Raw genomic sequence first — 22939 nt, 5'->3', positions numbered from 1 at the left:
GGAGGGAATAGCCACTGGCTACCCCTGTTGTCAGTCCAGTATGCCGCTAGCCGGTTTTCAGGGCCTGCAGATCTCTCGGTGCCACACCCAGATCCTGCCAGTTATCCGGATGGCAGGTCAGCAGGAGGATCTGGTGACGCCGGGCTGCGTCGAACAGGATGCGTTTCATCTGGGCAAGGCGCTGCTGGTCGCTGTGTACGAGGGTGTCATCGAGGATGATCAGAGTTGGGCGGCCGGCTTCTTGCAGCAGGTCGGCATAGGCCAGACGGCTGATCAGGCCCATCTGTTCCCGGGCACCGAAGCTCAGTTCATTCATCTGACCCTGCTCCCCTGACCGTCTGAACTGGCCGGGAATCAGCCTGTCGTCCACGTCCAGTTCTGCCTGTGGAAAGAGCACACCCAGGTAATGGTTCAGATGACGCTGAAGCGGCGCCTGCAAACGGCGGGTGAGGGCCTGGCGCTTTTCCTGCAGAAGCGCGAGCAGCAGATCCAGCGCCCTCGCCCTTCTGTCCAGTTCCGCAAAGCGGCGCTGGGTATGCTCAAGCCTGGCTGTCAGCTCGTTGTGCTGCTCTTCCAGGCCTTCCGCTCCCAGGCTTTCGAGCTTGCCCTGCAGACCTTCGATCTCTATGGCCCTCTGGTGATGGGCCCGCTCCAGCTGTTCGGCGCTTGCCAGGAAGCGCTTCATGTCCTGTTCCAGCAGGTCGGGTCGGGCCTGGTCGATCTGGCTCTGGCGTGAGGCGACGACGGCTTTTATCCGTTCTTCCTTTTCGCCAGCTTCGACAATCTTCTGCTGGAGTTCTCTGCGGGCCGCCAGCTGTTCCGGACCTTCCAGCTCTTCCTTCAGCTGCTGCCATTCCCTCTCGGCACTGGTTTCGGCGTGGGCTGCCTGCAGCAGCAGTTTCTCGTGCTCGCGGTGAGCGGATTCAGCCGCATTGAGCCTCTGTTCTGCTGCCTCCCTCGCGGCCTCGGCGCTGGCCAGTGACAGGACCTCCCCGTCCGGCTCTGGCAGCTTTTCCAGATCCTGGAGGTTGCGGGACAGCTGCTGCTGATGGGCTTCATGCTCGGCTGCCAGGGCATCGAGCCCCCGGGGCGCGACGGAGCCCAGCAGTTCTTCCAGCCGCCGGACGGACGCACGGCTTTCCGCCTGAACTGCCGCACGGCGTTCCGCCTCCTCCAGGGAAGTGACATTCAGCGCTTTCAGCTCCCGGGCATGTTCATCCTGCACGCGTTCCAGCCGGCGCTTCAGTTTGCCGAGATCTTCCCCGCCCGGGGTGATCTGCAGGCGGCCAAGCCCGGGCATGACCAGGGTGGTCTCATCCAGCAGCAGTCGGTCGCCGCTGCCATGAATGGCTTTCCCCCCGATTTCCAGGCTTCTGCCTTTCTCCAGCTCATAGCTCACGCGGGTGGCCACGGCCTGTGACCGGAGGGTTTCCAGGTCGAGCTGGCGTCGTGCTTCCTTCAGCTTCGCGAGCGCAGCCGGATCAATGGCCTTGTCCTGCTCCTTTTCCCGCGCGGCCGCAAGCTCCGTCTGGTACTTCCGGCCATTGGTCAGCCGCTCATCCAGGCTCTGCTGCTGCCGGGTCAGACGGTCGATCTCCCTGACAAGCCCCTCTCTCTGATCCCTGAGTTTTGCCTGCTCCACGGAGGCGGTAGCACTGCGATACCCGGCATCCGCCTGCTCCCGGCTCTGATTCAGGCCAGCAGTTCTGGCCTTCAGCTCGCTCATTGCCTGCTGAGCCTTGCGGAACTCTTTTTCCCTCCGGGCAAGCTTGCCGGCCTGCTCTTCCGCCTGCTGCTTCTGCTGGCGCAACAGCTTCAGGTTCTGCTGCCAGTGATCCAGCTCCTGCTGTTCCCGGGCCTGTTGCTGTCGCAGCTGTTCGATCTCCCGGAAGCGCTTTTCCGCCTCATGGTAATGCTGGCGCGCCGTCTCCCAGGGCCGTTCGCTCTCATCTTTACGGTGCTTCTGGCGCAGCTCACCCAGCCGGTCCACCTGGGACTGATAGGTGTTTATGCGCTCCTGGAGTTCACGGGCCTCCTGCTCCAGTGTTGCCTGAAGCTGGGCAAGTTCGCTGTATTCACCCCGGGGCCGGCCGGTGGCCGTCAGCAGCTCACCGCGCTGATCCCGCACGGCATTGATGATGTCATCGCCGCCGGTGCTGGCTACCTCGCCCAGCAGACTGCTCAGGGCCGACTTGAGATGGTTACCGGCATGGCTCACCGCCTGTTCCACATCCTGACCTGTACCCTGTTCGATCCACAGCAGGCCGGGAATGCCCTGGATTTTCGCCTGGGAAGCGCCCTTGGCAGGCATCTGGTAACCCAGAAGCTCCGCCAGCTTTTCCTCGGCTTCATCCCCGGACCAGGATTCGCTGTCCACTACGAGGTCACAGCGCTTGCGCTGCAGAAAACTCTTGGTCAGATGCCAATCCCGACCCTGACACCGGAACTCCAGCTCGACAAAAGGCGCGGCTGCGGAGTCTCCCCAGGGCCGCAGATATTCCACACTCCGGGACCGGTGGCGCTCGAAAAAAGCCGCGCGGATGGCTGCCACCAGGGTGCTTTTTCCGGATTCATTGGGGCCGTGAATCAGGTTCAGGCCGGGAGCGAGGTCCCGGAGCTCCAAGGGTTGGCGGAACTGTTTCATCTGCTCAATGCGGATATGCCTGAGCTTCATGACTGGCCCTCCCGGGAAGCAGAATCTGCCTGCTGCCTGTCCCGCAACAGGCCAGCAAGGATCGCCAGAGCATCCCGGGAGGCGGTGTCATCCGGCCCTTGGCGGCTTTCCCTGAGCTCCTGGATGACCTCCCCCAGATAGCCGTCCGCATGGAGTTCGGCGATATCCTCATCGGTGGGACGGAGCTTCAGGGCCGATCGATCACACTGGACACTCCGATGACGGGCCTCGGCCACCGAGAGCGAGGCCAGCAGCCGCTGCTCGCCACTCAGGGTAATCTCACCGTCAAGGCGGATATCCAGAACAGCCGGGGCTGGCAGTTCATTCAGACGCTGGATCAACTGGTCCAGATCCGTCTCCACACTCAGGGTTTCCCGCCACTGGCGCCAGTCGTACTGGCCTGTCCGGTGCCGGGCGATCTGGGGCTCGCTGCCGGGAGCTGTAATATCCACCACCAGCGCAAAGCCCGCTTCATTATTCCGGAAGCGCTCCGGCTCCGGGGTGCCGCTGTACCAGGTGCGAGCATTGATCTGCTTCACACCGTGCCAGTCCCCAAGAGCGAGATAATCCAGCCTGGCCCGCTCGGTTCGGTCAGGCGCAATGGGATTGGTGGCGTCTATTTCCTCCGCAAGAATGCCCTGCACGCTGCCGTGGGCCAGACCAATACGCAGCAGGCCAGGCGTGGTCTCAGGCTGGTCAAAGGCAGCAGTCAGGTCCTCGTAGGTGTGACGCTGAGTCAGCGGCGCAGAAAGAATGGCCAGACCCTGCTCAGGCAGTTCCAGAGCGCCCGCCTCCAGAGCCAGCCAGGCGTTGGCAGGAACCGCTCCCAGACGCCTGGCCCGGCTCCACACACTTTCCGCCAGCGCGGCATCATGGTTGCCTGGCAGCAGTACCCAGGGCCCGGCAAAGCCCGCCATGGCATTGAATACCCGCCGGATGGTCCTGTCCGACACCGTCTGGGCATCGAACACATCGCCGGCCACCAGAACCGCATCGCAGGCCTGCTCACTGGCCAGAGCCGCCAGGCGCTCAATGGTGCTGAAACGTGCTTCCGCCAGGGCCGTGGCGTCTTCGTTCTCAAAACGGCTGTAATGACGGCCCATCTGCCAGTCAGCGGTGTGGAGAAAGCGGGGCATTGGTGGTTCCTGTCCGGGTGGCTGGCTGCTTTGTCAGGATTAAAGACGAGCAAAACATTTCCTGTTGCTAGCTATGCCTTTTGTCGGGCCGGTTGTCGCCTGAATATTGCAAAGCGTTATACTGATTTCGTGGCAATTTCGCCATTTGCTAATAACGATTATCATGAACAAGGTATTTCATTATTAAAGATGAAAGTCCAGATTACAGGAAATCTGAGCTCTTTCGCCGGGACCATTTGAATATTATCCTGAGTTCGTGCCAATGAAGCTTTCTGCCCCCCGTTACTCTTCCGGCCTTTTTCCCTCTTATGCCTTTTTGCCAGGTACGGATCCACATCCCACTGCTGATGTCCGGGGCCACAGCTATCGAAGAACCTCGGAGCATTGTGCACAAGGATTGGGCACGGAGTGGCGTGCGAATAAGTGCTACCTGTACGGCTGTGACCTGTTCAACCACGGTTACTGGTGGGAGGCACACGAAGCTTGGGAAGCCATATGGCTACACAGCCCCCGGGGAGGCGGTGACGCATTATTCCTTCAGATGCTGATTCAGGCAGCGAACGCTCTATTAAAACAACGCATGGGAAAGCGTCACGCCGCACTACGACTGCAAACGCTGGTTATCGATTTGGCCACCGGCCTGGACGAGGAGAATATGGGGCTGGAGATAAGGCCCTGGCTAGCCGAATTCAGTTCCTATCTGACCTCTCAGGGAGAGAGCGGGCTGCGAGAGAACGGCTTCCCTTATCTTTTTCTAAAGCATTTATGCCCGTGTAAGGCCCCGGAGTAGTCAGGCCCCGGCTTGTGCTTTTTTCGTGGCTCCTTCGGGCACGTTCGTCAGGTGAGGACGGCACACATCGGCGAGTTCCGAAAAGCAGTCGTCGATGCTGCGATTTGACGTATCGAGAATATAATCGGCCTGCCGGTATTCTGCCTCCCGTTCGGCCAAGATTCGTTTGAGGTCGTCCATGGCTCGGCTAGTTCCTTTCATCGGTCGCGTGTCGCCCTGCTCGATTACGCGCTGCATGTGCTCCTGAGGAGCTGCCTTGATCCACACGGTATAAAAACTGCTTAAAAGGCGTTGAAAAGTCTCAGGCTCGGACACCAGACTGCCACCCGCCTCCAATATGACGGGGCGGGGTTGTTCAAGCACATGCTCAAGGGCCTCACGCTCAATACGACGATAGCCAGGTTGACCGCCAAGAGCCATGATTTCGCCAACACTCATCCCACCCAGCTGCTCGACGTTATTGCTGAGACGAATATGTAGCTTGCCGAACTCTGATGCCAGCATTCGGCCGAGAGAGGTCTTGCCTCCGCCGCGAAGACCGATCAGAGCGACTCCAGCTTGCTGCGTTTTATGGGGCCCGAAGTGCTGGTTAAGCAGCTTGAAAGCCGCATCGAGCTCGCTCGCACTTAATCGATGGAGCAGGTCCAACAGAGCCGCAGGTAAGGCATTTTCCATCCTCCCCGGCAGCAACTCCTGAAGCGGCACCCCCATGGCGGCGGCCAGACCCTGGAGCAAAACTATGGAAATATTGGCCTTGCCGCTTTCAACTTCTGCCAGGTAGCGCTCGGAAATGCCAGACTGATTCGACAATTCTTTGCGGGGCATTCCGCGCCTCGCGCGAATTGCCCGAACCCGCTCGCCAATTTCAGCAGTATAATCCTGCGCGGCAGCACCCTTACGGTTTTTGGTTGAGCCCATCCTCGGTCTCCGGTGATTCCATATACGCCTTAAAGGCTGAGATAAGTCGGGATTATCCCATGCCCAGGTGGGCGTCGAGAATACCTGTATTTCTCCGTATCATTTCAGTGCTGCCTTCGAACACCACTTCACCCTTGACCAGCAGGATGTGACGATCAGCAACCTCCAGAAGATTGTCGATATTCTTGTCGACAATAATGCTCGCAATCCCGGATTTTTTGATTTCCGCAATTATCTTCCATATTTCATCGCGAATCAGTGGTGCCAAGCCCTCTGTCGCTTCATCGAGAATCATCATCCGCGGATTGGTGGTCAAGGCTCGCCCAATGGACAGCATTTGCTGCTCGCCGCCCGAGAGCAAGGCACCATCATGATTGATACGCTGGGCCAGTCGCGGAAAGGTCTCGAGCACCCGTTCCATATTCCAGTCCGACTTGCCGCTGGCTCCGGGCCTGGCAGCCATGATCAGGTGCTCACGCACGCTGATGCCGGGGAAGATTCCTCGTCCTTCCGGAACATAGCCGATGCCCTGACGCACAATCTGCCAGGGTCTGAGCCTGGCAGTGAGGCCACCCATGACGCTCACTGTGCCTTCCCGCGGCTTGATAAACCCGAGCAGAGTTTTAAGGGTCGTGGTCTTGCCCATGCCGTTTCGGCCCATAAGGCTCAGCGTTTCGCCTGGAGCCAACCTCAAATCAACTCCGTGTAGCACATGGCTTTCGCCATAAAAGGTGTGCAGGCCCTTTGCTTCTATCAGGGGCTGAACCATGGCAGCGGTCTGTGCCGGATGTATGGCATTCATGCTGCCCCCTCTTCTTCAAAATGTCGCCCAAGGTAGACGTCGCGGACTCTGGGGCTTTTGCGAATGGCCTCTGTCGTCCCGGTTTCAAGTACAGAGCCATCGACCATTACCGTGATCTGATGTGCGAGGGAGAAGACCGAATCCATGTCATGCTCGATCAGCACGAGAGCGTATTCGCTCGACAAAGTCCGGAGAAGCTCGGTAACCCGAATCGTTTCCTCACGTCCCATGCCTGCCATTGGCTCATCCAGCAACATCAGGATCGGGGCTGTTGCCAGCACCATGGCGATCTGCAACTGGCGTTGCTCGCCATAGCTCATGGCATGGGCCGGAGTATATGCCTGATCAGTCAGCTGGCTTGTTTCCAGGGCCTTTTCGGCAGCCTCGTTGACCCGATCACCCAGGGCCCGAGAACGCCAGCTGGCAATCACTCCGCCTTGGTGTATGCGGGCAGCAAGACGACAGTTGTCCAGACAGGACAGGCGCGGAAAAATACTCGTTTTCTGGTAGCTGCGGCCAATTCCCAGCCTGGCGATGCGATGAATCGGGAGACCATGAATTGGACGCTGCCGAAACTGGATCTCACCATGGGAAGGTGGCAGTTCTCCCGACAACATATTGATCAGCGTACTTTTGCCGGCCCCGTTAGGTCCCAGAACAGCATGAATCTGACCGGGAAACACATCAAAGTCGACCTTGTTAACGGCTGTCAGTCCGCCGAAGTGACGGCTCAGGCCACGAGTGGATAATAGTGGGGTTTCTGTCATGACGTCATCCATCCTTTCGCTTATGCGGCAGGCTGATTCCCAAAAAAGTCCTGGGCATTGATTTGGCAGACCCCGTCTTCAGCCGGCTGGCTGGCAGGTGGCCCTTAAAACTCGGCGGATCAAGAATGAGCCCGGCCAGCCCCCTGGGGAGGACCAGGACCGTAACGATAATGGTAGCGCCCATTAAGAGATGCCAATGAGTAGTCAAGTGTTCGAATCCATACTGCAGCAGGAGATAGGCGAAGGCGCCCAGAAGCGGGCCAAATATGGTACCCATGCCGCCGAGAATAACCATCATCAGGACTTCACCCGACATATGCCAGTTCAGAAGGCCCGGATTGGCAAACCCGTACTGCATGGCCATCAGCATGCCGGCAATACCCGCCAGTACGCCCGAAATCATAAAGGCCACCAGTTTGTATCCGTCGGTGGTATAGCCGAGAGCTTTCATTCGTTGCTCGTTGTCATAGATTCCGTCCAGCACTTGCCCGAAGTAGGATCGCGTGAGCCAACGCAGAAAACAGTATCCAAGAGCGATCACGCCTAGAGCGAAGTAGAAGAACACGAGGGGATTCTCAAGATCAAGAATCTGCCAGTTTCCTATGGCCAGGGAGGGCTTGAACATGACGAACATTCCGTCGGTGCCCCCGGTAATGGTGGCATCACTCACCAGATAATAGAGCATCTGTCCAAATGCAAGCGTGGTCATGATGAAATAGATGCCTTTGGTGCGGATGACCAGCGCCCCGACAACCAGACCCGTCAGTGCGCATACCGCGATCACCAGCGGTACCATCCACCAGAGTGAGGCCGGGCTGTACTCCGGGCTGGCAATTGCCAGCGTGTAACCTGCGAGGCCGAAGAAGAGCGCATGGCCAAGACTGACCAGCCCGACAGTGCCAACCAAAAGGTCGAGACTCATGGCGAAGAGGCCAAAGATCAGCATGGTCGTCAGCTTCTCTATGAAGAACGCGCTTTGACCACCGAGCACAAAAGGTCCCCATAGCGGATAGGCGATCAGCAGAGCAGTTAAGGCGAGCATCAGATAGGTGACGCGCCTGGGGTAATGATGCAGCATTGGGTAATTCCTGTTCAGGCGGCCAGACCGCGGGGTTTGACGAGAAGCACCGCTGCCATAACCAGATAAATGATCACACTGGCCAGAGCAGGCACGAGAACAGGGCCGAACGTTGCAACCTGACCAATCAGAAGCGCACTCCAGAATGCACCCTTAACTGAGCCGATACCGCCGATGACGACAATGACAAAGCAGGTAATTAACACACCGTCGCCCATGCCGGGATAAATCGAACTGATCGGCGACGATAACATGCCCGCGAGTGCCGCCAAGCCTACCCCGGCGCTGAAAATCACAGTGAACAGAGTCCGGATATTGATACCAACGCCTTCAACCATGTCTCTATTGACGGCACCCGCGCGGATCACGATACCCAGCCGGGTATAACGCATGACCCAGTAAATCAGGCCGGCCACGACCAGGCAGACGCCACCCACAAAGAGGCGATAGACCGGATACTGAAGGTTGTCCGTCAACTGGATACTGCCGTCGAGAATTGGCGGAATGGGAACGCTGTGCACGTCGCTGCCCCAGATGATTCGCTGAGCTTCGTTCAACACAAGTATCAAACCGAACGTAAGCAAAACCTGGTAGAGGTGATCCCGCTGGTAGAGCGTGTCAAGAAAAAGCCGTTCGATGACAAGTCCCACCAGCAGAGCGATGGGAACGCCCAGAGCCAATGCCAGCCAAAAGCTGCCGGTACGCTGTGTGAGGTCATAGGCAAGGTAAGAGCCAATCATGTACATGGCGCCATGGGCCAGGTTAATAATACCCATGATGCCGAAGATGAGTGTCAGCCCGCTGGCAATAAGAAACAGCAAAAGGCCATATTGCAGCCCATTAAGGACCTGTATTGCGAAAAACGTCGAATCCATACTCGCTGTCCTCGGTTTGATTCACCGGGAGACGGCGGTGCAATCTCCCGGTGAAGTCAACGGCCGAATGCTGCCTACATGCTGCAGCCACGTGCCGGATCCGCCAGAGCTTCTGCTGCAGTAGCAATAACTACATTGCGACCGTCTTTGACTTCGCGGAGATAAATGTTCTGGATGGGGTGGTGAGCGGAGGAGAAGGATACCGGACCACGGGGACTGTCCAGCTTGACACCCTCCAGCGCCTTGATCAGGCCTTCCTTGTCGGCGGTGTTTCCGCCGGTCTTGCCCAGTGCCTGCACCAGCATCTTACCGGTGTCGTAACCCTGAACCGCATAAACGTCGGCTCTGGCATCAAACTCCTCGCTGTATGCCTCGACAAAGTGTCGGTTCGCCTCGTTATCCAGCGTTACTGCGTAGTGCAAGGTTGTGAGAACACCCTCTGCAGCTTCGCCCTGGGCTTGCAGGGTGCCATCGGTAAGAAACCCTGAACCCAACAGCGGAACACTGTCTTTCAGGCCTGCAGCGTGATAATCCTTCACAAATTTGACGGCGCCGCCGCCGGCAAAGAAGGTGTAAACGGCATCCGGCTTCATGCTCGCAATTTCAGTAAGGTAGGACTGGAACTCGGTCTGGGGGAAGGGCACCAGCATCTGGTTCATAATTTCGCCGCCAGCCTCTGTGAAGCCTTCTTCAAAAGCCGCCAGGTCTTCCTTGCCACCTGCATAGTTCCAGCTGATGGTGGCGATGTTACGATGGCCGCGATCGTAAGCCACTTTGCCCATGGTGTGCGCATTCTGCCACATGGTAAAGGATGTGCGGAAAACATTGGGCCTGCATAGCTGGCCGGTCGCTGCAGCCAGGCCCGCATTGGGAATAATGGTAATAGCATCGGTTTGCCGCGCCATTTTTACCATGCCCATGGCAACGCCTGAATGAACCGGACCTATGACGAAATCAACTTTGTCGCCTTTAGTCAGTTGGCTCATGTTCTGGGGCGATTTTGAGGCGTCGGCCTCGCTATCCACCACAACGTATTCCACCGGGCGGCCGCCAAGCTCGTTGTTGTTCTCCTGAATCGCCAGCTTCAGGCCATTGGTGATTGCCTCACCAAGCGCCGCGTATGTCCCCGAGTAAGGCAACATCAGACCGACCTTGACAGGATCTTTGTCCTGCGCTGCCGCTGGCGAAAGCGCCGCCATGGCAGCAAGACCCAGTATTCCGAACATCGTATTTTTCACGCTTGAACGCTTCATCGCTGAACTCCTTGGGGCTAATTATTATTGTGTCATGGGAGCTACACCCATATTTGCACTATAATTCTTATTTTCTTCGGGTCAAGCATTAAAGTGCACAAATGAACTCGGCTGACTGTTTTAACAATGACCAGAATTTGCGCCTCTCCAGTGCCTTGCATCATCCGTGGTGTCTGGAAGTTTTCCTTTGTGGCTCATGCCAGCTCCGCGGCGACACGCCTCGATTCTTCCTGATAATGAATGGCTGGCTCCCGCACCCACTCCGGGATGTCGATCGGCTCAAAGGTGGACATATTGCTAAAGCAACAGGTAAAGCGGCCATCAAAAACGGATTGACTGTCCCGGGCCCGAAAGCCGTTAAGGATGAAGCTCAGGGATTTATTGCCTATTCGCTCAATGTCTATCTGGACGCTCAGTGTATCTCGGGGAGTCACAGGCGCCCGAAAGTCGACTTCGGCGTGCACAAAAGGCGTACCTATGCCGAGGTCGGCGTTCATGCTGAACCAGTCTGTTTCCAGAATGTCGATAAACCAGCCTTCGAGGGCTTCCATGCAAATATCAAAGTAATGCGCCGTATAGACGATCCGGGCCGCATCTGTGTCGCCCCACCGCAGCGGGCGGTAGTAAATGTAGGGAACGGTCATAGGTGAGGCCTCAATAGGTTTCGACGTGATAGCGACCCATGCGGACCATTTCCTCACGCAACGAATCCCACCCAAGACTGTGCTTTTCAGCAATGATCCTCAAGGATTCCTCGACGCCTTTCTCCATCCCTTTCAGGCCACAAATGTAGATATGCGTGTGCTCACTACCCAGCAAATTTCCAACTAAATCACTACGGGCAAGCATGCGGTCCTGGACGTATTCCCTGCCTCGGGACGGTTCTCGTGAAAACACCAGCTCCTTGTGGATGAGGCTGTCCGGCAACTTGTTCAGAGGCCCGAAATAAGGCAGCTCACCCGGAGTGCGGGCTCCAAAAAACAGGACCAGGCGCCCGCTGGCCTGGGGCTGTTGCCGGCGGCGGCGCTCGGTCATGGCACGGAAAGGCGCTGAGCCCGTCCCCGTACAAATCATGATTATGTTGGATTCCGGGTGGTTCGGCATCAGGAAACTATCGCCGAAAGGTCCCACGACCTTGACCTCGTCGCCTTTTTTAAGGTCACAAACGAAGTTCGAAGCCAATCCACCCTCTACCCGTTTTACGGTCAGGGCAAGATTGTTATGATTCGGCCGCTCACCATCCCTGGGACTGGCAATCGAGTACAGGCGCATTACGTGAGGTTTGCCACTGGCTGTCGTACCCGGAGGCAGGATGCCGATGCTCTGACCCTCAAGCACTGGAAAGGCCGTGCTACCGAAATCAAGCACGATGTGGCAGATGTCCGAGTCAGTATCGGCACTGGTGATACGATAATTGCCCACCACCTTGGCCAAACCGGGGTTGTCCCGGGTAAATACGTTCAAATAAGGGTGCGAGGCGGAATGCGGTGGAACGGCTTTGACGCCGGAATGTGCTTTTTCAAGAATCGCGAGCGCTTCAGCGTCTTCAGCGGTATGACCAGAGACATCTGACTCCTCATGAGTTTCCTCGGGCAGATCGTCCCACCCGAACTGCGCTTCCAGTGTGTAAGGCTCGCTGACCATCCGCCAATTATCGATAGCACCGGTCGGACAGGGAGCGATGCAATCCATGCAGTAATTACAGATATCCGCATCCACGACGTAGTTATCGTCATTATGGGTGATCGCGTCGATCGGACAGGTCTCTTCGCAGGTGTTGCAGCGAATGCAGATTTCCGGATCGATCAAGTGCTGTCTTAATACGCTCATGGCATCTCCTAACAAACGCGTTACGCCTCCCCGACTCCGGATTGCAGCTGGTGCCAAGGAGGTGATAGACGAGTCAGACCCAATATCAACCTGCCAACTGAACGTACTCAAAGTCACCGGGCTTGTTGTCGATACCCACTTTCGGCGGGGCAATCCAGCCAGCGTAAGTACCCGGTTCGGTCACCGGCACCATCAGGGAATTCAGATAATCCAGGTCCGCTGTTGTAGGCAGCCACTGATCCCGGCTGGCTTCAAAGGTTTCCGCGTCGACAATTTCACCTTCCGGCGAAACCGATACGCCGCTGAACTCCCCGATCTGGCGGTTGAAAGCGATATGCGGCAGCTTCAACTCAAAATCGAAACCGGACTTGGCGATCAGTTTGTTCCAGCGCTTGACGCCGCCGGCCGCATCCTTGACGTAATCGTCCCGCAGGCGCGCATTGATAGCATTCAAAGCGGTCTCATCGACCATTTGCAACTGACCGTCGACGACTTTCAGCACCGGATAAATCTGACCATGTAACTGATGATCATCGTCGATCTTGGTTTCATGATAGCGCCCCTTGATTCCAGCTTCGTATGCGGCGGCCGCGTTAGTCGAAACTTCGTTGCCAAACAGGTCCAGGGTCACCGAGAGATGGAAGTTCATTTTTCGCTGCAGCATGGGCAGATCGATTACGCCAAGCTTGCGCACCGCTTCCACATCGTGGGGGTCGGTGATGCCGGCTTCTTTCATCGCATCACAGGTGCGCTCGATAACCCTTGCCACCCCGGACTCACCCACAAACATGTGATGAGCTTCCTCGGTAAGCATGAAACGGCAGGTGCGCGAAAGCGGATCAAAGCCCGACTGCGCCAGCGATTCGAGCTGCATTTTGCCATCACGGTCCGTAAAGTACGTGAACATAAAAAACGACAGCCAGTCCGGGGTTTCTTCGTTGAAGGCGCCCAGCATACGCGGCTTGTCTTCATTGCCGGAGGTGCGCTGCAACAGGTTTTCAGCCTCCTCGCGGCCATCCTTGCCAAAATATTTGTGCAACAGATAGACCATGGCCCAAAGATGGCGACCTTCCTCGACATTGACCTGGAACAGATTGCGGAGATCATAAAGCGAGGGAGCAGTCTTGCCCAGATGGCGCTGCTGCTCTACCGAAGCGGGTTCGGTATCACCCTGGATAACGATCAGGCGCCGCAGAATGGTGCGATATTCACCGGGCACTTCCTGCCAGACAGGCTCACCTTTGTGCTTTCCAAAGGCGATTTTGCGGTCTTCTTCCTGCGGTGCCAGAAGGATACCCCAGCGATAGTCGGGCATGTTGACATAGCCGAACTCGGCCCACCCTTTGGGATCGACGCCAACGGCCGTGCGAAGGTAAACCGGCGTTTCCTGGAAGCCCTCCGGCCCCTGCCCCTTCCACCAGTCAATGAATCCCGGATGCCATGCTTCCAGCGCTTTCTTCAGGCGCCGGTCTTCGGACAAGTTGACATTGTTGGGGATAAGATCGTCGTAATTCACTTCCTGCTTCACAGTTGCCAAAGTCATGATTTAAACCCTCTCGAAGTTGTAGGTCGGGCGTGAGCCGCTGCCGTAGAGTTGCAGGGCGCCTTGTTGACCGACCGCATTGGGACGCTGGAAAATCCAGTTTTGCCAAGCGGTCAGACGGCCAAAAATCCGGGTTTCCATGGTTTCCGGCCCGGCGAAGCGAAGATTCGCTTCCATGCCGGTCAGTGCGTCTGGAGAGAAGCTGGCTCGTTCCTCGATAAGAAGCCGGAGCTCTTCTTCCCAGTCGATATCGTCATTAGCTTCAGTGATCAGACCATTCTCCAGAGCTGCGCGAGCATCGAGGCTCTCACCTATTAGTGCCCTTGCACGTTCCAGGCTCTCCGGTTCGCCATAGAAGCGGGTCGCAAGCCGCGTCAAGTCATTGCTCATCGGAAACGACCCGAAATTCATTGCGCTCAGACGCAGCTGCGCGGGCGGTGTGTCATCATCTTCCCATTGCCCGTCGAGCATGAAGCTGCGGTCCGCCGTAAACAGGATCTCAGCAAGCATGCCAGCAAAACAGCTGCCGGGCTCGATGAGCGCAAACAGCGTGCGAGAGGTTACATCGAGGCGCTTCATGGTGCGCTTCCAGAACAGCCGGACTTCGCGCATCAACCAGTGATCCTGATCAAGCAAGGACTCATAGCCGGCGACAAGGCCACCATCACCCTCGCTTTTGAGCAGCCAGGTGCCAACCTCGGGCTGATTGAGGCGCAGGTGCAGGATGGCGTCATCCAGATCCCGACACAGGGCAAGCGGCCAGAATGCGTCGCCCTGGCCCCGAGCTTCCTCGACAGAGGTGGGAGCCGGACGTTCAGGACCTTTCACGATCAGGGTTGCGGTGCGCGCGCCGGCATCAAGCTCGACCCGCACCTGATTGTAGCGAACCAGGTCATCGGTGATCTCGCGCTCAAGTGGAGTGAACTCGATGCCCTTCGCACCGTCCGGACGGTCCGAGCGCTTGGCAAGCGCCCTGGCCCGCGCCTGCACCGCCTGATCAAATTGCGACGACGGCACTATTTCATCAACCAGGCGCCAGTCAATGGCTCTCTGGCCGCGAACACCGTCTTCCGTGCTGCAAAAGATGTCAGCGAGATCACGGCGAACCTTGCGCTTGTCGGTAACGCGGGTCAGTCCGCCGGTGCCAGGCAATACCGCGAGCAAAGCTACCTCGGGCAGGGAGACCGTGGTGGTGCCGTCGTCGATCATCAGAATATGATCAGTCGCCAGCGCCAGTTCGTAACCGCCGCCAGCAGCAGTGCCGTTAATGGCACACATCCAGGTTTGACCGGACTCGGCCGTGGCTTCCTCAATGGCATTACGCGTTTCGTTCGTAAATTTGCAGAAGTTGACCTTGTGGCCATGAGTTGAGCCGCCCAGCATGCGGATGTTGGCCCCCGCACAGAAAATCTTGTCGTTGGCCGACCCCAGAACTACGGTTTTAACTTCTGGATGCTCAAAGCGCAGACGCTGGACTATATCGTTGAGCTCAATGTCGACCCCCAGGTCATAGGAGTTCATCTTCAATTGGTAGCCCTGAAATAGTCCGGCGTTTTCATCAACGGACATATCAACATAGGCAATGTCTTTATCAAACTTCAGGCGCCAGTGCCGGTAACGTTCAGGGGAGGTTCGGAAGTCAATCATCGGGTTACCTCAGTCATTGTTTTGACGCTGCCTGGTAGAATGGCAGCTTTATTGCTCCTGACATGCAGTATAATGCACTATTCAACCAGTACAAGCACTAAACTACTTAATTTTGAGATTTTTTATAGAATTGATGAGATATAGTGCATCTACCAAAAACAGCGATGGCCATCTTCTAGTGGTCAGGCGCCCGGCCAGACCGCTGCATCCCGGGTCAACTGCTGGACGCGATCCGCATGACCCTGCACAGCTGTGCGCTGCAGATAGAGCTCAAGCCCGCGCAGTCCTCCCAATTCCTGGCCTCCGCCAGCGCGCCCCGGCCCGCCGTGGGTGCATTGCGGCATAACCACGCCGTGTCCCGGCTGCTGCTTGCCCAGGGCCGCATCAATAAACAGCAGACGCCCGTGCCAGGGGGCGGCAGCATCCAGCAGGGCACTTGCATGTGACGCCTCGTCGGTGAACACCGAGCTGACCAGTGAGCCTTTGCCACGACCGACAAGACGCCCGGCCTGTGCGTTATCCCGGTAAGGCATCAAGGTGGCCACCGGGCCAAAAACTTCCTTTTCGTGGACATGGACAGCGGATTCGGGATCCCGACACCACAAAAGAGTCGGCGCAAGAAAGCAGTCTGGGCGGGTACTGTTACCCACCAGGGCTGCCGGCGTGTCACCGCCACAGACCAGATCGCACTCCGCCCGCAGCAAGGCAAGGCCTTCGGCCGCTGCGCGGCGCTGACCAACATTGACCAGGGGCCCCATCCTGACACCCTCAACCGCGGGATCGCCCACCGACACCCGGGATAACTGGGCGGAAAGGTCTTCCGCCACCGAATCCAGCATTGCCTCCGGCACCAGAATTCGCCTGATCGCGGTGCACTTCTGGCCAGCTTTGACAGTCATCTCCCGGACCACCTCCCGCAGGAACAGGCCATAGGTATCAGAGCCCGGCGCCACGTCCAGCCCCAGCACAGCCGCGTTCAGACTATCAGCCTCGGTGTTGAAACGAACGCCACCCACGGCGACCGCCGGATGCGCGCGCAGCAGGTTGGCGGTATCGGCGCTGCCGGTGAAGGCGATAACGTCACCTGCACCAAGGCAATCCAGAAGATCGCGGGCGCTGGCACAGATCAGAGTAAGAACGCCGGGCGGGATCACGCCGGCGTCAGTCAAAGCCCGAACCATGGCAAAGCTCACCGCAGCGGTTGCGCTCGCCGGCTTTGAAATGCAGGGCACGCCGGCGAGAATCGCTGGCGCCACTTTCTCCCATAGCCCCCAGGAAGGAAAATTGAAGGCGTTAATATGAACAGCGACGCCTGGCACTGGACTGAGGACATGACGGGCAGTGAAATGGCCCTCTTTATCAAGCAACTGAATGTCCGGCTCGGCAAAGCGGCGGGCCTCGCCGAGCCCTTTGCCAAGGCCGGAATAATATTTCAGCGTGGCGATACCACCGTCGATGTCAAAGGCGATGTCACCTGGAGTATTGCCGGAGTTGCGGCGGGCAAGATCCACAAACTCGTCACGTCTCGCCTGCAGGATGTCAGCCATCTTCCGCAGCAATGCCGCGCGCTCCGCGAAATTCATCTCCGCCAGCGACTGGCGTCCCGCCGTCCGTGCATGGGCGACAGCAGAAGCAAAATCCAGACCTTCACCACCGATCTGGGCGATAGTCTCATTGGTAACCGGATCGATAAGGGCCGTCTGGCCCGCCCCATATTGCCACTGATCCTGCAGGTAACTACTGATTTTGATGATTTCACTCATGGGAGCTGCTCTTTGCGAAGGAGGTCAGGGGGAGTTGCGAAATAAATTCCTGGATGACTGAAACAGTGGTATCGGGGCGGTCCCGGTGAGGCGAGTGCCGGCAGTCGTCGAGCCAGACCACGCGGCAGGGAGCCGACGTTCCCGCTTCGATAGCGTCAAGTTGGGCGCGGGTGGCATACTCATCGTCGTAGCCCTGAATCAGTAACATCGAACAGGTCAAACCGGGGATAAAGCCTTCAAGGTTCCAGGCTTCGAAACCGGGATCCAGCCAGGCGTCATTCCAACCACGAAAAGCCACATCCACATTGACATGATATCTGGCCAGGCCTTCCCGCAGCCGCCCGGTGTTGTATGCCTCCCGGGCTTGCCGAATACTGTCCAGACACATGGGTTCGGTAAAAACGTGGGGCGCCATCAGCACCAGCCCCCGGACACGAGGGTCCCGCACAGCGCTGGCGTTTATCAGTGCAATGGAGGCGCCATCGCTATGGCCGACCAGCACGGCTTGCTGGATATTGGCAGCATCCAGAATGCGCGGCAGGACTTCCCGGGCTTCCTCGTGCATGTAGGTCAGTGGTCTCGGCAGGTCTACCGGAGCCGACCTGCCGTAACCGGCCCGACTATAAGCGAGGACGCCGCAGCCGGTTGCTTCGGCGAGACGGTGAGGAAAGTCTTTCCACAGCGCTACGCTGCCCAGGCCTTCATGCAGCAGCACAAGAGTCGGTGCTTCATGCGGCAGGGGCCCCGCCCAGGCCACTTCCAGTTCACGACCCTGTATGACCAATACGCCGGACTCGTGGATCATGAAGCCAGATCCCGCTGGGCATCCCGTAATTTGAAACGCTGAATCTTGCCAGTTGCCGTTTTAGGCAGTTCATCGACAAATTCAATCCACCGGGGATATTTCCAGAGTTCGATTTGCTCGCGAACAAAATCCTGCAATTGTTTCTTCATGACTTCATCGCCAAGGCCACCGTCCTTGAGCACGACATAAGCCATCGGCTTCAGGTTACCCGAGGCGTCGGCCCGCGCGATGACAGCGGCTTCGAGAACATTGGGGTTTTGCACCAGGGCAGATTCGACCTCGAACGGCGATACCCAGTTACCGCCTGATTTGAACATGTCATCACTGCGGCCACAGTAGTGATACAGGCCCTGCTCATCGCGATAATATTTGTCACCAGTATAAGTCCATTCGCCGACAAAGGTTTTCAGGTTCTTCTCACGCTGGTTCCAGTAACCTTCGGCGGCGCTCGGACCCTTGACGAGCAGTTCACCAATCTCGCCATCGCAAATATCCCTGCCTTCGAAATCCACAAGGCGAAGCTTATAACCCGGCACGGCGCGGCCGGAGCAGCCGTAATGGATGTCGTTGGGCTGATTGCTAAGGAATATATGCAGCATCTCGGTGGATCCGACCCCGTCCATAATGGGTGAGCCAAAGCGCTCTTCCCAGCGACGGCCAACCTCGCCCGGCAGCGCCTCGCCGGCAGAGATACTGCATCGCAGGGCGATTGAACCAGGTCGGCTTTCCAGTGATTTATCCCCGAGTAAAGCGGCGTAAAGCGTTGGGACGCCACAAAAAATGGTTGGCTGATGTTGTTCCATTATGTCCAGCGTGGCAGTTGCCGAGGGACGCCCATCGAACAGGATAGAAGTAGCTCCGACGGAAAGAGGAAATGTCATGCCATTGCCCATTCCGTATGCAAAGAAGAGCTTTGCTATGGAAAAGATCCGATCGTCTTCGGTAATTCCCAGCACGCCGCGACCGTAAAGCTCAGCACACCAATAAAGGTTAGCGTGCCGATGTCGAACGCCCTTGGGTTTTCCAGTGGAGCCGGATGAATACAACCAGAAAGCAGTGTCGTCGCGAGTGGTGACGGTCGTTTCCGCCTGCTTTGAAGCCTGCTCAAGGAGCGATGAAAGCGCCGGCAGGTTTTGCTCCCCTCCTCCCACTATGATGACATGTTCAATGCTGGGCACCTCGTTGATCAACTCTGCGAATAATGGATAAAGCAGACGGTCGACAATCAGGACACTGGGCCTGGAATCCTCAAGGACATAGCGATATTGCGGGGGGGTCAGAAGCGTATTCAGACAAATCGGAACTACGCCGGCCTTTAGCGCTCCCCAGAAGCATGAAAAGTAATCGGCAGTATCCAGCATGGCCAGGGCGACCCGCATTTCCTGCCGCAGCCCAAGGTCGCGATACATGTTCGCAGCGCGGTTGACCTGTTCGGCCAATTGTTCATAAGTGGTTTCGCCTTTGCTGTCGATGACGGCAAGCCGGTTCCCGCGACCTTCTTCCAGATGTCGGTCAATAAAATAACTGACAGCGTTGAATTCGCGGGGGAGCAGGTCTTCGCGAGGCTCACGGATCAAAGCGTTGTGGTTCATGGTCGTTTTTGTCTCCGTTCAAATGGAGTTTTTATTTTTATATGCTGGAAAACCAGGCCAAAGCGATGTGCTTTGCCTATCGTTGTGTTTTTCAGGCCCGGGAAAATTCGATGGCCCCTTCCGGTAGCAGGTAAAGCACGATTGCGCGCCCCTCCGTTACAGTCGGGTGGTGGGCTGAGTCAGGCGGGTATACCACCCACCCTCGCGAGTGGCCGTCAAAGCGGGCCGACTCGTCAAGGGGCAATACCAGGTCGATTTCGCCATTGGGGTGGCCATGATGTGGCCCTTTAACATCTTCCATCTCCACAATATCAAGGCTGAAGCCCTGGTACTCCGGAGCCGGCTTGAACACACGGCCAAACCGTATGCCGCCTGCTTCGTGACGACCCAGCTCACCATTTTCCATACCCTCACGGCAAAGGCGCTCCACATCTTCACACCACTCCCCGTCAGGGGGATAGGCCCTGGTCAGTTCGGCGGCCAGCTCAGCAGTAAGCGTCTGCCCGCTGAGCCAACCGGTGATATCGGTCAATCTCGGGCTCAACCTCTCAATTACGGACATGGATCGCACTCCTCTGCTTTGAATTGATGGCTGTGACAGTACGTGACTTGTCAGTCGCCGTATTTGCACTATAATGCATCCCAATCAGGAATCAAGCTCTCAGCAGCACCAAAATCGATCAGTTTGGACTAGTAAAAGTCAAAATATGGTCAGCCGGCTCCTGCCAGCTCTTATTTAATGCACTATAATACAAAGGATATCTTCCATGACACTTGTCAATTATGACCTGAAAGAGGGGGTGGCGACGCTCACCCTCTCCAATCCGCCTGCGAACGCCTATTCAACCAGGATGTTTGAAGAAATGGATGCAGCGATTCTGGATGCGCGTCGAAACAAACAGGTTGAGGTGATTGTAGTGACTGGTGCCGGGGAGAAATTCTTCTGTGCTGGGGCCGATATTGGAATGCTCGCCGAAGCCGATCCTGAGGAAAAATACTATTTCTGTCTGCATGCCAATGAGACCCTGCTTCGCCTTGAAAACACCCCGAAACTGGTCATTGCAGCCCTCAATGGTCATTGTGTCGGTGGTGGTCTGGAGGTAGCACTGGCGGCCGATTTGCGGGTTGCCTTAACCACTTTCAGTGGCAAAATCGGCCTGCCTGAAGTGGGGCTCGGCGTCCTTCCCGGGACAGGTGGCACGCAGCGCCTTGCCCGCCTGCTCGGAAAGTCCCATGCGATAGAGCTGATGGCCGAAGGAACGCTCCTGACAGCAGAGGAAGCGAAAGAGAAAGGACTGGTGAACCGGTTACTGGAGGGTGATAACTTTCAGGCGGTGGTGCATGAATATGCGCGAAGCTTTTGCAACCCCGTTAAATCGAGCCGGGCGATCGGACACATCAAACGTGCCGTTTCGGGTGGTATCGACCTTCCACTGGAAAGCGGGCTCGCTCTGGAGCGTGAGTTGCAGCAGCGGCTATTCACTGGCCCAGATGCCGCGGAGGGCATCTCCGCATTCAATGTCGGCCGCAAGCCTCAGTTTGGCAACCAGGTGGAAACTGGAGCAGCGGCCCCGCACTCATCCTGAGGGACCCGCTTCCGCTGTTCCGGGCGGTGGTTAGAAAGCGACCGCCTCGGTCATTCAGAGGCGGCTCCTCTTACTGATTTTTCGATTCTTCGAATGCTTCGAAAGTGCCGGCGTTCAAACAGAAAGACCGAAAAGGCTGACTCCCCTCTGTCTCCTTGAGCAGGCGACGACACTGAACCTTATGCGGACAAGTCGTGCACACACGTTGGACATCACGTAAAACTTCAAAGTTTTGCTGGCTCAGCGCCTCCGTGACACCAAATCGTTCCATCACCTGGGCCATCAAGGGCTGAGAACTGTCACCGCCCCGCAAGAGCGCATTCAAGCCTCTCCGAGTCAAACCCGACTCGGAGAGGAGCCGATCCAACTCTGCGCTGTCCCATTGATCGAGCCCCCGAATAAGTGCCTGATTATCGAACCACTGTCTCAGTCGGTGCTTGCTCCAGTCCAGCACCCCTGCAGAGCAGGCATTTTCAGAGGAATGATTCTGTTCGCAATCCTGTCTGTCGGTCTGTTTATCCATTGCGTCGATCTCCAGTGAGAAGATACTAATAAGAATAGACTCTCATGCTTCCCGGCCGATCTTCTTGACGCAGATCAAAGATGCACGTTCACTGGATTTCACAGCCCCTGAATCTCTGTCCATAGGACCGGCCATACCGCAGACGGCAGCCAGTGCAAGCACTACAACAACTCGACCGCGACTGCCGTTGCCTCACCGCCGCCAAGGCAAAGTGCCGCGATGCCTCGTTTCAGGCCACGCTGTTTCAGGGCGTGAATGAGGGTGACAATGATCCGGGAGCCGGAAGAGCCGATGGGATGGCCCAGGGCACAGGCGCCGCCATGGACGTTGACCCTGTCTGCCTTCAGGCCGAGCTCCTGGATTGCGGCCAGAGTAACCACTGCGAAGGCTTCGTTGATTTCATAGAGCTCGGCGTCGTCCTTGCTCCAGCCTGCCTTTTTCAGCACCTTCTCGATGGCGCCAATAGGGGCGATGGTGAACTCCGCAGGCAGCCGGGCGTGGGTGGCGTGTGCCACGATGCGAGCCTGGGGCGTAAGGCCACGCTTCGATGCCTCTTCCTGGCTGGTCAGCACCAGCGCCGAGGCACCGTCGCTGATGGAGCTTGAGTTGGCGGCAGTCACGGTTCCATCTTTGGCGAAGGCCGGCTTCAGATGGGGGATTTTTTCCGGCCGGGCGTTGCCGGGCTGTTCGTCCGTATCCACCAGGGTTTCCCCGCCACGCCCTGGTACCGGAACGGCGGCAATTTCCTGCTCAAACCACCCCTCCCGGATGGCCCCCAGGGCCCGTGTCAGGGACTCCATGGCAAAGTTGTCCATGGCTTCCCTGCCTATACTGAATTTGTCCGCTGTACGCTGGGCAAATACGCCCATCAGACCACCTTCGTAGGCATCTTCCAGGCCGTCAAGGAACATGGAGTCCATGACCTGGCCATGGCCCATGCGCATGCCGCTGCGGGCCTTGGGCAGCAGATAGGGCGCCTGGCTCATGTTCTCCATGCCCCCGGCAACGGCGATGCTGTTGGTGCCGGCGCGGATCTGGTCATGGGCCAGAATGACTGCCTGCATGCCGGAGCCGCACATCTTGTTGACGGTGGTGCAGGTGGTGCTGTCGGGAATGCCTGCAGCCCGTGATGCCTGGCGGGCCGGCGCCTGCCCGAGACCGGCGGGCAGCACGCAGCCCATGACCAGGTCCTGAATGTCCGCAGGGGTCAGGCCGGCACGCTCGATGGCGGCCTTGATGGCGACTGCGCCCAGATCGGGAGAACGCACGGAACTCAGGGAGCCCAGCATGGCGCCCATGGGTGTGCGGGCGGAGCCCGCGATCACTACGGAATTATCAGACATGTCTTTCTCCTCGA

General features: G+C 57.5%; 20 protein-coding genes. 2 read left to right on the top strand and 18 right to left on the bottom strand.

The annotated features are described in order from the left end of the window. Window positions 1–46: 46 nt before the first annotated feature. Both LG327_RS06360 and LG327_RS06355 read right to left on the bottom strand, forming a co-directional pair. Entirely contained in the window at window positions 47–2674 is a 2628-nt protein-coding gene (locus tag LG327_RS06360) for an AAA family ATPase (protein WP_404367348.1), read from the bottom strand. Further along, entirely contained in the window at window positions 2671–3810 is a 1140-nt protein-coding gene (locus tag LG327_RS06355) for an exonuclease SbcCD subunit D (RefSeq protein WP_404367345.1), read from the bottom strand. The genes LG327_RS06360 and LG327_RS06355 overlap by 4 nt, the downstream gene beginning before the upstream one ends. Before the next feature lie 262 nt (window positions 3811–4072). Between LG327_RS06355 and LG327_RS06350 the strand changes: the two genes are divergently transcribed. Continuing rightward, window positions 4073–4600: a DUF309 domain-containing protein gene (locus LG327_RS06350; protein WP_404367342.1), complete on the top strand. Its 528-nt coding sequence runs from the start codon at window positions 4073–4075 to the stop codon at window positions 4598–4600. On the opposite strand, the gene LG327_RS06345 is transcribed toward LG327_RS06350, so the two are convergent. From LG327_RS06345 to LG327_RS06280, 14 genes are all read right to left on the bottom strand, one after another. Continuing rightward, window positions 4601–5518, bottom strand: coding sequence for a helix-turn-helix transcriptional regulator (locus tag LG327_RS06345; RefSeq protein ID WP_404367339.1), 918 nt, complete (start codon window positions 5516–5518; stop codon window positions 4601–4603). A 52-nt stretch (window positions 5519–5570) separates the two neighbouring features. Then, window positions 5571–6320, bottom strand: a complete 750-nt coding sequence (locus tag LG327_RS06340) for an ABC transporter ATP-binding protein (RefSeq protein ID WP_404367336.1) — start codon at window positions 6318–6320, stop codon at window positions 5571–5573. After that, window positions 6317–7087 carry an ABC transporter ATP-binding protein gene (locus LG327_RS06335; protein ID WP_404367333.1) on the bottom strand — a complete coding sequence of 257 codons (771 nt, stop codon included), beginning with the start codon at window positions 7085–7087 and terminating at the stop codon, window positions 6317–6319. Before LG327_RS06335 ends, LG327_RS06340 begins: the two co-directional genes overlap by 4 nt. Window positions 7088–7091: 4 nt before the next feature. Then, window positions 7092–8165, bottom strand: a complete 1074-nt coding sequence (locus LG327_RS06330) for a branched-chain amino acid ABC transporter permease (protein ID WP_404367331.1) — start codon at window positions 8163–8165, stop codon at window positions 7092–7094. Window positions 8166–8179: 14 nt separating this feature from the next. After that, the gene (locus LG327_RS06325; protein ID WP_404367328.1) at window positions 8180–9040 is read right to left on the bottom strand and encodes a branched-chain amino acid ABC transporter permease; all 861 of its coding nucleotides are present in this window, start codon (window positions 9038–9040) and stop codon (window positions 8180–8182) included. Between the two features lie 74 nt (window positions 9041–9114). Further along, window positions 9115–10293, bottom strand: coding sequence for an ABC transporter substrate-binding protein (locus LG327_RS06320; protein ID WP_404367325.1), 1179 nt, complete (start codon window positions 10291–10293; stop codon window positions 9115–9117). Between the two features lie 194 nt (window positions 10294–10487). Then, window positions 10488–10937: an acyl-CoA thioesterase gene (locus LG327_RS06315; protein ID WP_404367322.1), complete on the bottom strand. Its 450-nt coding sequence runs from the start codon at window positions 10935–10937 to the stop codon at window positions 10488–10490. A gap of 10 nt (window positions 10938–10947) precedes the next feature. After that, window positions 10948–12123 carry a benzoyl-CoA 2,3-epoxidase subunit BoxA gene (boxA, locus tag LG327_RS06310; RefSeq protein WP_404367319.1) on the bottom strand — a complete coding sequence of 392 codons (1176 nt, stop codon included), beginning with the start codon at window positions 12121–12123 and terminating at the stop codon, window positions 10948–10950. A gap of 85 nt (window positions 12124–12208) precedes the next feature. Then, window positions 12209–13666 (bottom strand): benzoyl-CoA 2,3-epoxidase subunit BoxB, encoded by a 1458-nt coding sequence (boxB, locus tag LG327_RS06305; protein ID WP_404367317.1) that lies wholly within the window; start codon window positions 13664–13666, stop codon window positions 12209–12211. A 3-nt stretch (window positions 13667–13669) separates the two neighbouring features. Then, entirely contained in the window at window positions 13670–15313 is a 1644-nt protein-coding gene (boxC, locus tag LG327_RS06300) for a 2,3-epoxybenzoyl-CoA dihydrolase (RefSeq protein ID WP_404367315.1), read from the bottom strand. A gap of 182 nt (window positions 15314–15495) precedes the next feature. Next, on the bottom strand, window positions 15496–17076 hold the full coding sequence (locus LG327_RS06295; protein ID WP_404367312.1) for a 3,4-dehydroadipyl-CoA semialdehyde dehydrogenase: 1581 nt from the start codon (window positions 17074–17076) through the stop codon (window positions 15496–15498). After that, the gene (locus tag LG327_RS06290) at window positions 17069–17881 is read right to left on the bottom strand and encodes an alpha/beta fold hydrolase (RefSeq protein ID WP_404367309.1); all 813 of its coding nucleotides are present in this window, start codon (window positions 17879–17881) and stop codon (window positions 17069–17071) included. The genes LG327_RS06295 and LG327_RS06290 overlap by 8 nt, the downstream gene beginning before the upstream one ends. Continuing rightward, a complete protein-coding gene (locus tag LG327_RS06285; RefSeq protein WP_404367307.1) occupies window positions 17878–19473 on the bottom strand; it encodes a benzoate-CoA ligase family protein in 1596 nt (531 codons plus the stop codon). The genes LG327_RS06290 and LG327_RS06285 overlap by 4 nt, the downstream gene beginning before the upstream one ends. A gap of 91 nt (window positions 19474–19564) precedes the next feature. After that, window positions 19565–20035, bottom strand: a complete 471-nt coding sequence (locus LG327_RS06280) for a DUF4863 family protein (RefSeq protein WP_404367304.1) — start codon at window positions 20033–20035, stop codon at window positions 19565–19567. Between the two features lie 205 nt (window positions 20036–20240). Here LG327_RS06280 and LG327_RS06275 point away from each other — a divergent pair, with 205 nt between their 5' ends. Further along, the gene (locus LG327_RS06275) at window positions 20241–21059 is read left to right on the top strand and encodes an enoyl-CoA hydratase/isomerase family protein (protein ID WP_404367301.1); all 819 of its coding nucleotides are present in this window, start codon (window positions 20241–20243) and stop codon (window positions 21057–21059) included. Window positions 21060–21129: 70 nt separating this feature from the next. Here the strand turns inward: LG327_RS06275 and LG327_RS06270 are convergent, their stop codons facing one another. Together LG327_RS06270 and LG327_RS06265 are read right to left on the bottom strand one after the other, a co-directional pair. After that, complete coding sequence (locus tag LG327_RS06270; RefSeq protein ID WP_404367298.1) at window positions 21130–21582, bottom strand: DUF6455 family protein; 453 nt, start codon at window positions 21580–21582, stop codon at window positions 21130–21132. Between the two features lie 161 nt (window positions 21583–21743). Continuing rightward, a complete protein-coding gene (locus tag LG327_RS06265) occupies window positions 21744–22925 on the bottom strand; it encodes a thiolase family protein (RefSeq protein WP_404367296.1) in 1182 nt (393 codons plus the stop codon). Between the last annotated feature and the right edge of the window lie 14 nt (window positions 22926–22939).

It is taken from the genome of Marinobacter sp., assembly GCF_044799475.1.
GTDB lineage: Bacteria > Pseudomonadota > Gammaproteobacteria > Pseudomonadales > Oleiphilaceae > Marinobacter.
The sequence above is the reverse complement of the archived record's forward strand: the minus strand, read 5'-3'. Positions and strand labels throughout refer to the sequence as shown.

Excerpts from the sequence above, each read along its gene's own strand:
- LG327_RS06320 (WP_404367325.1), bottom strand. The coding sequence starts at position 10,293 with ATGAAGCGTTCAAGCGTGAAAAATACGATGTTCGGAATACTGGGTCTT.
- LG327_RS06265 (WP_404367296.1), bottom strand. The coding sequence starts at position 22,925 with ATGTCTGATAATTCCGTAGTGATCGCGGGCTCCGCCCGCACACCCATG.
- LG327_RS06295 (WP_404367312.1), bottom strand. The coding sequence starts at position 17,076 with ATGAGTGAAATCATCAAAATCAGTAGTTACCTGCAGGATCAGTGGCAA.
- LG327_RS06325 (WP_404367328.1), bottom strand. The coding sequence starts at position 9,040 with ATGGATTCGACGTTTTTCGCAATACAGGTCCTTAATGGGCTGCAATAT.
- LG327_RS06360 (WP_404367348.1), bottom strand. The coding sequence starts at position 2,674 with ATGAAGCTCAGGCATATCCGCATTGAGCAGATGAAACAGTTCCGCCAA.
- LG327_RS06335 (WP_404367333.1), bottom strand. The coding sequence starts at position 7,087 with ATGACAGAAACCCCACTATTATCCACTCGTGGCCTGAGCCGTCACTTC.
- LG327_RS06355 (WP_404367345.1), bottom strand. The coding sequence starts at position 3,810 with ATGCCCCGCTTTCTCCACACCGCTGACTGGCAGATGGGCCGTCATTAC.
- LG327_RS06280 (WP_404367304.1), bottom strand. The coding sequence starts at position 20,035 with ATGTCCGTAATTGAGAGGTTGAGCCCGAGATTGACCGATATCACCGGT.
- LG327_RS06350 (WP_404367342.1), top strand. The coding sequence starts at position 4,073 with ATGAAGCTTTCTGCCCCCCGTTACTCTTCCGGCCTTTTTCCCTCTTAT.
- LG327_RS06285 (WP_404367307.1), bottom strand. The coding sequence starts at position 19,473 with ATGAACCACAACGCTTTGATCCGTGAGCCTCGCGAAGACCTGCTCCCC.
- boxA (WP_404367319.1), bottom strand. The coding sequence starts at position 12,123 with ATGAGCGTATTAAGACAGCACTTGATCGATCCGGAAATCTGCATTCGC.
- boxC (WP_404367315.1), bottom strand. The coding sequence starts at position 15,313 with ATGATTGACTTCCGAACCTCCCCTGAACGTTACCGGCACTGGCGCCTG.
- LG327_RS06270 (WP_404367298.1), bottom strand. The coding sequence starts at position 21,582 with ATGGATAAACAGACCGACAGACAGGATTGCGAACAGAATCATTCCTCT.
- LG327_RS06290 (WP_404367309.1), bottom strand. The coding sequence starts at position 17,881 with ATGATCCACGAGTCCGGCGTATTGGTCATACAGGGTCGTGAACTGGAA.
- LG327_RS06345 (WP_404367339.1), bottom strand. The coding sequence starts at position 5,518 with ATGGGCTCAACCAAAAACCGTAAGGGTGCTGCCGCGCAGGATTATACT.
- LG327_RS06340 (WP_404367336.1), bottom strand. The coding sequence starts at position 6,320 with ATGAATGCCATACATCCGGCACAGACCGCTGCCATGGTTCAGCCCCTG.
- LG327_RS06330 (WP_404367331.1), bottom strand. The coding sequence starts at position 8,165 with ATGCTGCATCATTACCCCAGGCGCGTCACCTATCTGATGCTCGCCTTA.
- boxB (WP_404367317.1), bottom strand. The coding sequence starts at position 13,666 with ATGACTTTGGCAACTGTGAAGCAGGAAGTGAATTACGACGATCTTATC.
- LG327_RS06315 (WP_404367322.1), bottom strand. The coding sequence starts at position 10,937 with ATGACCGTTCCCTACATTTACTACCGCCCGCTGCGGTGGGGCGACACA.
- LG327_RS06275 (WP_404367301.1), top strand. The coding sequence starts at position 20,241 with ATGACACTTGTCAATTATGACCTGAAAGAGGGGGTGGCGACGCTCACC.